Origin of the sequence: Photobacterium carnosum, assembly GCF_021236965.1 — a bacterium.
In the GTDB taxonomy this organism is placed as follows: Bacteria; Pseudomonadota; Gammaproteobacteria; order Enterobacterales; family Vibrionaceae; genus Photobacterium; species Photobacterium carnosum.
The window spans coordinates 22452-36595 of the sequence record NZ_WMDN01000014.1; the positions used below are offsets into that span (position 1 = coordinate 22452).

General features: G+C 37.1%; 12 protein-coding genes. 7 read left to right on the forward strand and 5 right to left on the reverse strand.

Annotation, left to right across the window (positions count from 1 at the left end):
- The first annotated feature begins 234 nt into the window (after positions 1-234).
- Positions 235-348, forward strand: coding sequence for an oligogalacturonate-specific porin KdgM family protein (locus GLP24_RS13330; protein ID WP_232616147.1), 114 nt, complete (start codon positions 235-237; stop codon positions 346-348).
- A gap of 76 nt (positions 349-424) precedes the next feature.
- Here GLP24_RS13330 and GLP24_RS13335 read toward each other — a convergent pair whose 3' ends face one another.
- Positions 425-1342, reverse strand: coding sequence for a DUF808 domain-containing protein (locus GLP24_RS13335; protein ID WP_232616148.1), 918 nt, complete (start codon positions 1340-1342; stop codon positions 425-427).
- Positions 1343-2118: 776 nt separating this feature from the next.
- Between GLP24_RS13335 and speA the strand changes: the two genes are divergently transcribed.
- Complete coding sequence (gene speA / locus GLP24_RS13340; protein ID WP_232577048.1) at positions 2119-4038, forward strand: biosynthetic arginine decarboxylase; 1920 nt, start codon at positions 2119-2121, stop codon at positions 4036-4038.
- Positions 4039-4141: 103 nt separating this feature from the next.
- A complete protein-coding gene (gene speB / locus GLP24_RS13345) occupies positions 4142-5059 on the forward strand; it encodes an agmatinase (protein WP_232616149.1) in 918 nt (305 codons plus the stop codon).
- Between the two features lie 113 nt (positions 5060-5172).
- Here speB and GLP24_RS13350 read toward each other — a convergent pair whose 3' ends face one another.
- On the reverse strand, positions 5173-5532 hold the full coding sequence (locus tag GLP24_RS13350) for a diacylglycerol kinase (protein ID WP_232616150.1): 360 nt from the start codon (positions 5530-5532) through the stop codon (positions 5173-5175).
- A gap of 130 nt (positions 5533-5662) precedes the next feature.
- On the reverse strand, positions 5663-7270 hold the full coding sequence (gene eptA, locus GLP24_RS13355) for a phosphoethanolamine transferase EptA (RefSeq protein ID WP_232598067.1): 1608 nt from the start codon (positions 7268-7270) through the stop codon (positions 5663-5665).
- A gap of 251 nt (positions 7271-7521) precedes the next feature.
- On the opposite strand from eptA, the gene GLP24_RS13360 reads away from it, so the two are divergent.
- The 4 genes from GLP24_RS13360 to GLP24_RS13375 all read left to right on the forward strand — a co-directional run bounded on the left by GLP24_RS13360 (position 7522) and on the right by GLP24_RS13375 (position 9983).
- Positions 7522-7929 carry an NUDIX hydrolase gene (locus tag GLP24_RS13360; protein ID WP_232616151.1) on the forward strand — a complete coding sequence of 136 codons (408 nt, stop codon included), beginning with the start codon at positions 7522-7524 and terminating at the stop codon, positions 7927-7929.
- 394 nt (positions 7930-8323) lie between these two features.
- Complete coding sequence (locus tag GLP24_RS13365) at positions 8324-8791, forward strand: DUF302 domain-containing protein (RefSeq protein ID WP_101769760.1); 468 nt, start codon at positions 8324-8326, stop codon at positions 8789-8791.
- Between the two features lie 11 nt (positions 8792-8802).
- On the forward strand, positions 8803-9498 hold the full coding sequence (locus GLP24_RS13370) for a hypothetical protein (RefSeq protein WP_232616152.1): 696 nt from the start codon (positions 8803-8805) through the stop codon (positions 9496-9498).
- Positions 9480-9983, forward strand: a complete 504-nt coding sequence (locus GLP24_RS13375; RefSeq protein WP_227990303.1) for an RNA polymerase sigma factor — start codon at positions 9480-9482, stop codon at positions 9981-9983. Before GLP24_RS13370 ends, GLP24_RS13375 begins: the two co-directional genes overlap by 19 nt.
- Before the next feature lie 123 nt (positions 9984-10106).
- Here the strand turns inward: GLP24_RS13375 and GLP24_RS13380 are convergent, their stop codons facing one another.
- On the reverse strand, positions 10107-12683 hold the full coding sequence (locus GLP24_RS13380) for a glycosyl hydrolase family 18 protein (RefSeq protein ID WP_232577044.1): 2577 nt from the start codon (positions 12681-12683) through the stop codon (positions 10107-10109).
- 396 nt (positions 12684-13079) lie between these two features.
- Positions 13080-14084: a HEAT repeat domain-containing protein gene (locus GLP24_RS13385; RefSeq protein ID WP_232616153.1), complete on the reverse strand. Its 1005-nt coding sequence runs from the start codon at positions 14082-14084 to the stop codon at positions 13080-13082.
- Positions 14085-14144: the final 60 nt, after the last annotated feature.

Sequence of the window (14144 nt, forward strand, 5' to 3'; positions counted from 1 at the left end):
TAGGTAAATCCCCATAAAAGAAAAAAAGGCGTATGCCATATGATATAAATATCAGCATAAACCTTATTTTTTAATCACCTATATTACTTCAAGGTCATTATTTAACTAACTGACAACGACCAAATGTTTGTGGATTATGGAAGTTTGGTTTTGGTGTTTTTGGATCGACCCATGTCATCGCTTATTTCTGCACTAAATATATAACTATCTACCTACAAAACAGTAGAAGGCACAATGTGGCGTCCATTCGTAGAAGTGGGTAATGTTAGCCAAAGTCGAGTAACAGACAATCGTCAAACTCGTTACGCATGGGTATTAAATACACATGGTAATAATCTAAACGAATAACCAACAAAAAATGCCAGTGACTTATCATCACTGGCATTTTTTATTTTATAGCGTTTAGGTTTTTAACTGCTATAAATTAATGTGCTGATTTTCCACGAATTTTATTCACTATAGTGACAACAATCACCACAATCGTACCTGCAACCACACCTACAACGCCATTCAGTAACGGGGGTACAATCGAATGAGCACCAGTAAAAATCACCAACTGTGCTAAATGTTCGACGATTACATGCACCGCCGGAATGCTATGAACAACAATACCGCCACCCACTAAAAACATTGCAATGGTGCCTACTATCGCCAATGTTTTCATTAGATAAGGTGCTACATTCACTAGCAATGAACCCAGACTACGTTGTAAGCCAGCGCCTTTACTGTGATTAACAAGGTACAATCCAGCATCATCAAGCTTCACAATACCAGCAACAACACCATAAACACCGGCGGTCATAACAATCGCAATCAAACTCACCACAATAGCTTGAGTTAAAAATGGATGATTCTGTACCGTACCTAACGCAATCACGATAATTTCAGCAGATAAAACGAAATCAGTCCGAATAGCACCTTTTATTTTTTCACGTTCATAAGCAACTAAGTCAATATCTTCTGTTGCTAGTTGTTCATGCTCATGTTGATCTTCTTCACCACCATGAGAAAATAATTTTTCTGCAATTTTTTCCACACCTTCAAAACATAGAAATAAACCACCCAGCAATAGCATTGGCATAATTAACCATGGCGCAATAACGCTAATTAATAATGCTGCAGGAACTAAAATTAGTTTATTTTTAAAAGAGCCTTTTGCAACGCCCCATACTACAGGTAATTCTCGTTCAGCACGCACACCAGATACTTGCTGGGCATTTAGCGCCAAATCATCACCTAATACACCAACAGTTTTACGTGCTGCCACTTTCGTCATTAATGCAACGTCATCAAGAACGGTTGCAATATCATCAAGTAATGTTAATAAACTTGCGCCAGCCACTGCATACTCCTCACTAAAAACTTATACTATTCTAAATTAACAATTTCGTATTTATAAATATAACAAACGAATTCAATACATTATTTGTAACTAATTGTTACTATTATATACTATTTATTGCCGTTAATTCCCAAAGAAACAGTTGACCTAACCTTCAATAATTTACAATGCTCAATCGTTAATTAATTAACCATAATTGTTACTAAACACACTGTTATTATGATTATCCACTTCTTTTAATCTACAGATTTAATCGCAATAATAATCATCTTTTATGATAACGATAAATCTTTTTTGTTTGCGCTAAAAACAATTCGATTGTTTAATCGCAGCGCACCCAATTATTGGTTTGAGGTGTAGACTGAGATTGCATCGGGCACTCTTATTCCCTGTCATACTGTGCTTGTTGTAACAGCACTACCTTTAAGGGTAATGACAATGAAAACTCTTGCTGCATTATACTCGAGGGCTTTTCTTAGCCTCAATAAAATATGCAATAACGCAACCGCTAATACCAAACCTAATCAATCAAGAAGAACATCCCGCTTGTTCATGACTTGTAATGATGATTCCAGTTCAGGTAGTCCCAGTAGCTTGTAATTGAAAATGCTATAACACCGACAATGGTGTCATTAGATTTCAATAACAAAGCACTTTTATTCTGACCATTATCGCGTCAGTCATCACACTATTTCGATATTTACTGCGGCCTCGCAGGGATGTTTATCATCTGCACTTTTAGGCCGGCGTATTTTCGCTCAGGAAGAGATTAAACAATGAGTGATTGGACAATTAATAATGCCCGTAATGTTTACAATACACCTTACTGGGGTCAAGGTTATTTTGATATAGCGCAAGACGGTTCTGTTATCGCCCGTCCCGATGTTAATAACCCAACCAATACTATCGGATTATCACAACTTGCTGATGAATTGATTGCAGCAGGTGCATCATTACCTGTTTTAGTCCGCTTTCCCGACATTCTTCATCACCGTGTAGACAGCCTCTGTAGCGTTTTTAATCAAGCCATTGAAAATTATGGTTACCAAGGTGATTACCTTGCGGTTTACCCAATTAAAGTAAACCAACAGCAACAAGTGGTTAGTGAAATATTAAAAAGCCAATATGCCAAACAACAACGTCAATTAGGCTTAGAAGCTGGCAGCAAACCAGAACTGATGGCGGTACTTGCAATGGCGCAAGAAGCAAGCTCAGTGATTGTCTGTAACGGTTACAAAGATAGAGAATACATTCGATTAGCATTAATCGGTGAAAAGCTAGGTCACGAAGTCTATATCGTGCTAGAAAAACTTTCTGAGCTCAATATTATTTTACAAGAAGCAGCGGAACTTGGCGTAACACCTCGCTTAGGTATTCGCGCACGTCTTGCTTCTCAAGGTAAAGGCAAATGGCAAGCTAGCGGCGGTGAGAAATCCAAATTTGGTTTATCTGCATCGCAAGTATTGACCGTTATTGACGATCTACGTCAACGTGACATGCTCAATTGCTTGCAGTTATTGCACTTCCATTTAGGTTCACAAATTGCCAATATCCGTGATGTACGTAATGGCGTTGGTGAAGCTGGTCGTATTTATGCCGAACTTAAAAAATTAGGTGTGGGTATATCTACAGTTGATGTCGGTGGCGGTTTAGCGGTTGATTACGAAGGTACACGTAGTCAAAGCAGCTGTTCTATGAACTACAGCATCAATGAATACGCCAATAATGTAGTGTATGTTTTAGGTGATATCTGCAAAGAATACAACATATCAATGCCTCGTATTATTTCAGAATCAGGCCGTAATCTAACCGCTCATCATGCGGTTTTAATTACCGATGTAGTGGGTATTGAAAGTTACAAAGTAGAATCGATCAATCCCCCCGCTGAGGATGCTCCGCATATTTTGCATAATATGTGGCGTTCTTGGAAAGAGCTAACCGAACATACCGATCACCGTTCATTGGTTGAACTTTATCATGATAACCAAAGTGATTTAGCTGAAGTTCACGCATTATTTGCCGTTGGCATGATCAGTTTTATTGATAGAGCATGGGCTGAACAAATCAGTTTACGTTTATGTCATGAGCTTGCTCAAACATTGTCAGCAAAAAACCGTGCCCACCGACCACTGCTAGATGAATTACATGAACGTTTAGCCGATAAGTTTTTTGTAAACTTCTCTCTATTTCAATCATTGCCAGATGCATGGGGAATTGAGCAAGTGTTCCCTATTTTGCCATTAAGCAACTTAGATAAAGCCCCTGAGCGTCGCGCAATTATTCTTGATATTACGTGTGATTCCGATGGTGCAATTGATCAATATGTTGAAAACCAAGGTATTGAAAGTACATTACCCGTTCCAACATGGAGTGACGATCAACCTTACCGTATTGGTTTCTTTATGGTCGGCGCATATCAAGAAATTTTAGGGGATATGCATAATTTATTTGGGGATACAGATACTGCGGTTGTGCGCTGCACGGCTGATGGCGGCTATAACATCGAAAAAATCAATCGTGGCGATAACGTCGGTGATGTATTACGTTATGTACACTTAGATGCTAATGAGTTTTTACGTCAATATCAGCTAATGGCAGAGCAACATCTGGCGGAAAATGAACGTGACGCTATTCTCAAAGAACTAGCAGATGGGCTCGAAGGATATACTTATCTAGAAGATGTTCGCGCAATTTAAGACTAAACAATTAGTCTTCCTATTTTAGAACATCCTATCACTATAAAAAGTAGTGATAGGACTTTTAGTGGGCCTTCGCCCTATCTTGTTGTTGGAGAAAATCATGGCAACACTCGCTAACTACCCAGATTACTCTTTATATGCCAACGCTTTTGGCTTTTTACGTCAACCACTAAACTTCTCACCAATAGAATCAGACGCTGATATAATTATTACTGGGGTGCCGTTTGATATGGCAAGCACGGGCCGTTCGGGTAGTCGTATGGGGCCGGGTGCTATTCGTCAAATATCAACTAACCTAGCATGGGAAGGTAAACGCTGGCCGTGGACGTTTAATTTATTAGAATCAATTAAAATCGCTGATTGTGGTGATTTAGTGTTTGATTGTGGTGATGCTGGTCAAATGTGTGAGCGCTTAGAAGCACACGCCAGTGGTTTATTAGTACAAGGGAAAACACTGCTTACTTTTGGTGGTGATCATTTCGTTACTCTGCCGCTGTTGCGTGCTCATGCTAAACACTTCGGCAAAATGGCATTAATTCACTTTGATGCCCATACTGATACTTATGATCAGGGCAGTAAATTTGATCATGGCACAATGTTCTATCATGCGCCTAATGAAGGCTTAATTGATCCTACACATTCAGTGCAAATTGGTATTCGTACAGAACATTGCAACAAACTGGGTTTTAATGTTATCTCGGCTGACACGGCTAATGATTGGAGTGTGGCGCAGATTGTTGAACAAATAAAAGCGACCGTTGGTGATATGCCGGTTTACTTAACCTTTGATATCGATTGTTTAGATCCAGCTTACGCACCAGGCACTGGTACGCCAGTTTGTGGTGGCATAACATCAGATAAAGCCCTAAAAATCATTCGTGGGTTACAAGGTATTAATTTAATAGGTATGGATGTGGTTGAAGTATCCCCTGCGTATGATCATGCAGATATTACGGCATTAGCCGCCGCCACGATTGCGACAGATTTATTGCATCTTTGGGCAACCCAGAAACAATAAATCATGCAATATGATAGTCACATAATATGGTAGCTACGTAATAGCATAAAAAAACGCCAGTATTTTAATAATCAAAAATACTGGCGTTAATTTATAACTCGATTAAAGAGTGACTATAAAAATAAAATACTGCCCCAAATAATAGCCACCATCACTAACGCAACAAAAACGGCCGCCGAACCAATATCTTTAGCACGGCCACTCAATTCATGGTGTTCAGGCCCAATACGATCAACTACTGCTTCAATCGCTGAATTAACCAATTCTGCAATAACAACAATAAATAATGAACTAATCATCATTAGTCGTTCAAGTTTTGTTACTGGCATAAAAAACGAAATAACCGTCATTACAACTAATAAAATACTCTCTTGTCTAAAAGCGGCTTCATTAATCCATGCTGCTTTTAAACCCTGCATCGAATATCCAGTCGCATCAATAATTCGTTGTAATCCCATCGCCCCAGGTTTCATCGTTATCTCTCTTTCTTTATTTTTATTGTAAGTAAATGACTCACTTGCGACAAATAATACCTTTTAAGCAACTAAATAAAAGTAAAAGTATTCTTATGGTCACTTTTACTTTTTATTTCGTCAAAAAACACTACTGTCGACACTGAGCAAATATATCTAATTTAGCATCGTAAACTTTTGTTTTAACATCCATCATTCCCAACAATGAATGGAACAAATTATCTTGTGAAAAACCACCAGCCACGGCTTCACGTTGTAAACATTGACGATTTATATGCTGGCTGTGCTGATAAGCTGGCGACAACCATAAAATCAAAGGCACTGTAGTTTGCTCTTTAGGCGCAATAGAATACGGTAGCCCGTGTAAATAGACCCCATCTTCACCTAATGATTCACCATGATCCGCCATATAAATCATCGCGGTATTAGCTTTACTGTCATCTTGTTTAAGCATATTAATTACACTGCTTAAAATATGATCAGTATATAAAATCGTATTATCGTAAGTATTGGTGACCTGTTGACGACTACATGCTTGCAAGTTACTGGTATTACAGGTTGGCTTAAACACTTTAAACTTAGGTGGATAGCGATCATCATATGTCGGGCCATGGCTACCAATAATATGCAGCACAATTAATGTATCTTGCTTAGCCGTATCAATTTGTGTCTGTAAATTTTTAAGTAACACCGCATCATAGCAACTACCATCATGGCAAAGTTTAGGATCATCATCAGCCTTGATCACAATATGCTTAACCCGATCGCACACCCCTTTACAACCACTATCATTATCTTTCCAAGACACATTAATACCCGCACGCTGTAAAACATCCATGGCAGTATCTTGATGACGAGCCGTTATCGCATTGTAATTGGATTTATTCATCACAGAAAACATGCAAGGTAGTGATACTGCTGTCGCTGTACCGCACGATTTTACATTTAAAAAGCTAATGACATTATGCTTGGATAACTCCGGGTTAGTATCCCTATCATACCCATTTAATGAATAATTCATTGAACGAGAAGCCTCACCAACCACCATTACAATAACATTATGTTTATCACCTTGATGGGTATTCTTGGCATCTAATCCAATCTGAGTAAATGGCATTTTAGCTTCAATCAACTGATATTTTGCATAACGAAAAGTGGCTGAAATATAATTGGTCGGATTAATCAGCGCTTTAATTTCAGAGTGATTACGTACTAATGATGCATAATCCTTATAATAACCCGCTGCAATAATAACAATAATTAATAGTGAAACAATAATACTTAGACTGCGGGCAATTAATTCTTTTACTACAGAACGATAAACAACCTTAATTTGACACAATATAATGATAGGAAGAATAGCAATCACGACTATCCACATAACACCGGCAATAGAGAAATAACTGCCAGCTTCTGCAGGATTCGTTTCAAATACATTAACAATCATACCATGATCAAAATACACCCCGTAGCTACACATAGCATAAGTCACTAGGCTTGATATAAAGATCAATACCGTAAGCAAAGGTCGCTGTAACCATGGCCACAATAATAAATTAAAAATGACATTTAATACCGCAAGAATAAATAGCGGAATAGTGGCAATAAAAAACACATCATTAGTACTGCTTTTTGAAAACAATTCGTTTAAATGTTCCCATAAAGCAATATTTTGTACAGCAGCAAAAAAAACAGCAACGAGTAATATATAATTGGTACTGGTTAAACGAAAATTCATTATGGAGTATTCCTAATATTTCATAACGATTACATAAACTACCAGCACATTGATGGTGAGAGACACTGGTAAGCATAAAGCCAACCGTGGCGATTATTGTTCCATTAAGGGCGATGATTATGTCTATAAAGATAAGTAATAGACACAAAACTAAACCATTTGCCCGACTGAACAAATGCTATCATATAATGATAGTCACTTTTCTTTATTTTTGCTAAAAACACTATATTAAAAATCACCTAGAAAAAATAATGAACACTATTCAACCTATTGATAAGCTTGCCTGGCTTCATATTGACCAACGTAAATTACTTGCAGTACGCTCATATGGAAAATCACTCTATTATATTCCTGGCGGAAAACGTGATGCGGACGAAACGGATGCTCAGGCATTAATTCGTGAAATACAAGAAGAGTTATCGGTTGATCTTGTGCCTAAATCACTCTGCTATGCCGATAGTTTTCAAGCACAAGCCCATGGTAAAGCACAAGGTGTAATGGTTAACATGACATGCTACTACGCTGAATATAATGGCGACTTATTACCCGCAGCTGAAATTGAAGAAATTCGATGGATCAACAGTAATGATATCGAGATTAGCTCTAGTGCAACATTAATGATCCTCGCGTATTTAAAAGCCCAAGATTTGATCGATTAATATCTACCAAATTCAGCTATTGATCATCGTAAAATTATCCATATAAAAAACGCCAATACACAAACATGTATTGGCGTGATTTAAGAGGTACAAGGGGAAAAGTACCCTGCTTCCATTCAATAAAACTTGTACTCAATAAAGCTTAATTGCCCTATTTTAGATAATCATTATAAATGCAGATAATAATAATACTGATGTACCACCGGATTGTTAACCCATTATTAAGTGGCTACTTTCTGCTACGCCCTCTTAATAATCAAATTTACAATAATCGTAACCAATTGATAAGTATTAATATTAAATTTATTTAAAATATTTTGAATCCTTTTTGAAATTTTTAGCCTCTTTAAAGTAGAAACAAAATATCTTGTCTCTACTTTAAGGATTAAATCTAATGAAAACTAAAAATATTCTGCTAACAACACTGATGTCTTCTGTTCTATTTATCGCTAGCCAAAGTGCAGTAGCCGCGCCTGTAAACGCATTTATGACTGTCGCTTCACAACAATCATTTGCTGAAACAACTCAAGCAATACAAGAAGCAGCAACAAACAACCAAATGATGGTAATGGGGAAAATAGATCAAGCGAAAGTGATGTCAATGACCGGATTGAAAATGGAAGGAGCACAAAGCTTTTTAATCGGTAGCCCACAATCAGGTAAAAAACTTTTTAGTATGTTCCCAGCAGCAGGTGCTGTTGTACCAGTACGTTTATATGTTTGGGAGCAAAACCATAAAACATCAATTGGTTGGTTTAACCCAGCAGAACAATTAACAATGATTTCACCTAAGTTACAAATGCCAGGCAAAATGCTTGAAAAGAAAATCATGAACATTGCTGCTCAAGCATCACGTAACTAGGAGCAGACCCCATGAGGCTACTAAGATTGTTAAATAATCGTAATACTATAGTGATGTTAGTAGCCTTAATGGCAGCCTCAATATCACCTTTAGCTTTTACACTCTCAGCAACCGGAATGTATACATTCCACTGGTTAGGTATTTACGCAATATTACCTGCCGTGATTATTTGGTTTAGCATTCTGGCTTATTCAGCCATAGCACCAAATAAACAACTAATGAATATAATGATGCTATCTATTCTGGCTGGTATTATTGGCACCATCGCCATGGAGATTGTAAGAAGTATTGGCTTCAGTTATTTTAATGCCATGCCCGGGGACTTACCGATGCTTATGGGTGTTAAATTAACCAATCAATTTATGGTCGGACCCAACTGGTGGTCAAATTTAATTGGCTGGAGTGATCATTTTTGGAATGGTATTGGATTCACATTCATCTATTTAGTTCTTTTTGGCAAAGGTAAATGGTGGCTTGCCACATTATATTCAATAACTGTAGCAACTACTTTTATGCTAAGCCCAGTAATGAATATATTAGGTGTTGGTTATTTTGGCCAAGAATTTGCGCCGATTGCTTTTCCATTAACGGTGTACCTTGCTCACATTGCATGGGGAACCACATTTGGACTCATTGCTCAAAAAAGCACCAAACATATTGAATCATTGTATGAGAAAGAACGTCAATTATGGATAGAAATGAACTAATCGAGGCGGCCAGACAAGGAAGCTCAGAAGCAACAGAACAACTGCTTATTGACTGGCAACCAACACTAAAGAAAATGGCTTTTAAACAATGTACATCTAATGATGTCGATGATGCAGTCCAAGAGTCTTTAGCTATTATTTGGCGACGAATAGGGACGTTAAAAACGGTAGAAGCATTTCCTGGATGGTTATTAATCATTATCAAAAGAGAGTGTTCTAAGCTAATGAAATCAAATAATAATTTAGATGAATTACCAGAAGATTATCATGAATTGTTTTCTTATTATTCTAGCCCTGAATTACGATTAGATATCATTGCCGCTATTCACTCACTACCAGAGAAATACAGATCTGTCATATTATTGAGAGATTTAGAAGAATTATCGATTGGTGAAATTGCTGATAAATTATTACTAACAAGAATGGCAGTCAAAAGCAGGATTCACCGCGGACGATTAATGATGCAAGAATATCTGGAAAAATAAGGTCTTATCTTATTGGTCATTTTATATAAAAGCCGAGTGTTTTTAAACACTCGGCTTTTTGATCCCATTAATCGCAATAACACAACATTGTTATTTCACCGTGTCTCGATTAATAAAGATGACTTATTTTACTTTTACCCATACATCTGCTTTACCCGGCTCATCACCTTTTGTCCACCACTTAGCTTCCCATGAGGCGTTCAAATGCGTTGTGATATCACCACCGCTATAAGCTATATTTGTATCCCAACCAAGCTGTACATCACTGATTAATTTCCATGTTTCATTACTTGGTGTTGGTTCACTTGCTTGATTCCACCAGTTTGACTGATAAACAAGTCCATTATGGCTGACCGTTTCAGTTGTATAGATTGTTGCTTTATTCCATGCAGGGTATTGACCTTCTTCCGGATCAACAACATCACCACCCACTTTTTTTGCAACAGTAATTACACTGTTAGCTTGGGCATCAAGTTCACCATCAGTTACGCTAACAACAATTTCATATGTTGTATCTTGCTCTAATTGAGGCGCTTTTAATGTAATAGTTTCAGCATTATGGCTACCAATAACAGCTAAATCAGTTGGAATAGTCCAATCAAAAATCAAAGCATCATTATCAGCATCTGTTGCTTGTGCTGTAATATTGAGGGTTTCTCCAGATTTTACTTTATATAAACGATCTAAAGTAACCACTGGCGCATGATTTTCTTGTTGAGGTGTATGAGCAATAACAATTGAATCAGTTGCCGTTAACCCTTCAATATCAGTGACGGTTAATACAAATGTGTATTCTTGATCGCTTTCTGTCGCAGTAACATCAATCTCAGCTTTTGCTGTATCTGCATTAACAATAGCAACCTTATTACCCGCAGTTTGTTGCCACTGATAAGTCAATATTTCACGTTCAGGATCATAAGACTTCGTACCATCAAGGATCACAGTACGAGAACCTATAACGGTAATATCAGCACCCGCATGAGCAACTGGCGCTTGGTTTTCAGGTTCTACTGGCGGTGTAGTATTACCATGCCCAAGGCCTTCATGCATTGCATTTAGAATATCGCCATTATCAGCATCAATTTCCCAAGAAAAAACACCACCTAGATTATTTTTAAGGGCGTAATTACCTTTAGCGATTGCTGAGCGAGCATTATCATAAGTGATGAGATCACCAGATGATGCGTTAAAAAGATATGGGGCTTCAGCTTGTTCATCATAGCTATAAGTCCAACCTTCACCCATATGGTTATTGGCAATATCACGATAATCTAAAACGCCATTTTCCCATGTACCTTTAATCGGTCCAGTGGCTTTACCACTAAATGGATTGCCTTCAGTATAACCACTCACACCCGTCCAACCACGTCCATACGCGGCAACGCCAACCACTAATTTTTTAGGTTCAACGCCTTGGGCTAACATCGCATCAATACCTAGCGACGTATAATATTTAGTTTCTTCTTTTAAGCTCGATTTATGTAATGCCGTCTGGTGGTTTAAATCATTTAAATCAAAAGCACCATAGAAGTCATAAGACATCACAAAAATATTATCTAAGTATTGCTGAGATTCATTATAATCAATAACTGCAATCTTATCTGGACCTGCACTAATGGCTGAAGTCAGTTCATATTTACGACCAGTCTCGGCGGATAATTCATCTAACATCGTACGTAAATCTTTTAAAATCAAGTTATATGTCTTGCCGTCTTTGTCTTTATTACCAAGCGCTGGGTTTGCACCTTCACCACCCGGAAATTCAAAATCGATATCTAAACCATCGAAGAATTTCCATGTTTGTAGATAACGCTTTGCTGAAGCAACAAAAGTGGCACGTTTAGCGTCATCATCCATAAAGAAGAATGGGTCAGATAATGTCCAACCACCAATAGATGGCAAAATTTTCAGATCAGGATTGGCTTGTTTTAACGCCATTAACTGACCAAAATTACCTTTATACGGATCAGACCAATCAGCAACACCTGTTTGGCCTTTTTGAATCGCAGCCCACGGGTCGTGAATAGCTAATTCAAAATCATTAGTGCCTGCACACGCTTTTTGTAATGCTTCAAAAGAACCGCTAATGGTTTTAAGACTGTCGTTAATCCCATCACCACCACACATTGGTACAAAACCATATAGAATATGTGTTAGGTTTTTAGCGGGTAGCATATCAACGGTATATTTACGACCGTAAACACCCCATTCAACAAAATAAGTACCAACAACTTTATTAGTTGTGTTTGGATAAGCTTTATTATTTTCAATAAATTCCGTTTTTAATGGTTCTAAATGGCTACCATCAGTATCGGCAATAAGCAGTAATTTCTCATCTGAAACAACAGAACCGTCTTTATTAGACAGTTCAATTTGCATTTTATAACGACCGCCTTTATTCATTTTAAATGAAGCAGACTTTGCAGCACCATCACCTATCCAAACTTCAGAGCCATTAATTAATACTCGTGCTGTGGTTGCTGGCTCGCCTGAATAAGCATCCCATGAAACATCAACAGTTATTTCATCATGTAGCGCTTTTACAATTTTACTGTAAGCAATTTCATCACGATTAAGCTCTACAAGTGAAAATTTATAATCACCCCAACCAATAGTTGGTTTACCCGGGGCTGCTGCTTGAGATTGTCCAGAAAATAACGCTGTTGAAATCATTAAGGCTAATAGTGCTTTATTTTTCATTTATTTTTCGCTGAGATGTAAGAAGAGCGATGCATATTATTTAAACAAAAAAATAAATAAAGTAATATTTTGCAATTGATTGAATTTAGTCTGTAGGGGAATAAATTAATAGCGTAATCTCTGAAAAAACCAATACAATAATTCCAAAATAGAATTATTTATAATATTTCAATAAAACATAAAAAATATAAAACATGATATAATTTATTTATTATTCTATTTAAAATTGATTTTGTTTTATTTATAGTAATTAAGGAATTATTTATCTGTTATTTTTAATTACCTTATTACTTAATTTATTTAAAAATATATCAACAAGTTTTTAAATAAATTGATGCCTATATTTCCCTTATTCTTAATTGTAATAAAATTTAAACGTCACAGAGACAAAGAAAATTATTCTTTACGATTGTGCTTTAATTGTTTAATCACCGACTCTGGTGCCAATTTTTCTAACTCAGTGATACATGCATTCGCTTTTTCATTACCATGTCTAATATAAATATCACACAAGGCATACAATTGTTCTGGTGATCCCGAAATAAGATAGGCTTTTTCAAATGATGCTATCGCTACAGTTAAATCAAAATCTTGATGTAATACACCATTAAGATACCAATAATAACTATTATTATCCGCCAACGTGGTGGCTATCGTCATTGATTCAGCCGCCGATTTTTTTTGATTTAACCGTACTTGAGTCAGTGCTATTGCATAATATAGACTCGCTTCTTGCGGTAATTGTTTAATTGCATTATTTAAAACAACCAAAGCCTTTTCATCTTGATCTTGAGCACGATAATTATCAGATAAATTAAGCCAAATTTGACTGTTTTTCGGGTCAATTTTCACTAATCGCTGATAAATAACCTCAGCTTCTTTCCATTCACCATGCCAACGGTAGGCATCTGCCAATAACAATTGCTGATCAGGTTGACGCTGTAAATACGCGACAAAATCCTGATATGACGCTTCAAAATTATGTTTTTGATCAACATTCATCGTCTGGTAATTACGCAACAAATTAACAGTCGCAGCCATGCGCACATTAAATTCAGCATCATTTAAAAGCGGCGTAAGCATTCGCCACCGATGTTCAAATTTATATAATTTCGATCCCGTAATCGCCGCTTCACGAATAACAGGGCTGGGGTCTTTTAACCCCCGCGCAACCGCAACCAAACTGTTTTGATTTGGGTAACGAGCCAATTGACGTAACGCCTCGGCACGTTTTATAACGGTTTCATTTTTATTTTGAGCAAGATATGCCAATTGTTGTTCGATCGGCATATCTTGCACTTGATTTGTAGGTGCCGTCTCGGTTGCAGCATAAGATGAAATAGAAAAGCTCAACACGCTCATTAATCCTATCGCTGCATATTTTTTTATTTTATTCGTCACGGGTAACACTCCATACTATCGTTTTCTTTATCCGCCTTATTCATTAAACAATGGACTATA

What these genes read in the sequence shown, in the direction of transcription:
- GLP24_RS13330 (WP_232616147.1), top strand. Translation starts at nt 235, where the DNA reads ATGTGGCGTCCATTCGTAGAAGTGGGTAATGTTAGCCAAAGTCGAGTA.
- speA (WP_232577048.1), top strand. Translation starts at nt 2,119, where the DNA reads ATGAGTGATTGGACAATTAATAATGCCCGTAATGTTTACAATACACCT.
- speB (WP_232616149.1), top strand. Translation starts at nt 4,142, where the DNA reads ATGGCAACACTCGCTAACTACCCAGATTACTCTTTATATGCCAACGCT.
- GLP24_RS13350 (WP_232616150.1), bottom strand. Translation starts at nt 5,532, where the DNA reads ATGAAACCTGGGGCGATGGGATTACAACGAATTATTGATGCGACTGGA.
- eptA (WP_232598067.1), bottom strand. Translation starts at nt 7,270, where the DNA reads ATGAATTTTCGTTTAACCAGTACCAATTATATATTACTCGTTGCTGTT.
- GLP24_RS13360 (WP_232616151.1), top strand. Translation starts at nt 7,522, where the DNA reads ATGAACACTATTCAACCTATTGATAAGCTTGCCTGGCTTCATATTGAC.
- GLP24_RS13365 (WP_101769760.1), top strand. Translation starts at nt 8,324, where the DNA reads ATGAAAACTAAAAATATTCTGCTAACAACACTGATGTCTTCTGTTCTA.
- GLP24_RS13370 (WP_232616152.1), top strand. Translation starts at nt 8,803, where the DNA reads ATGAGGCTACTAAGATTGTTAAATAATCGTAATACTATAGTGATGTTA.
- GLP24_RS13375 (WP_227990303.1), top strand. Translation starts at nt 9,480, where the DNA reads ATGGATAGAAATGAACTAATCGAGGCGGCCAGACAAGGAAGCTCAGAA.
- GLP24_RS13380 (WP_232577044.1), bottom strand. Translation starts at nt 12,683, where the DNA reads ATGAAAAATAAAGCACTATTAGCCTTAATGATTTCAACAGCGTTATTT.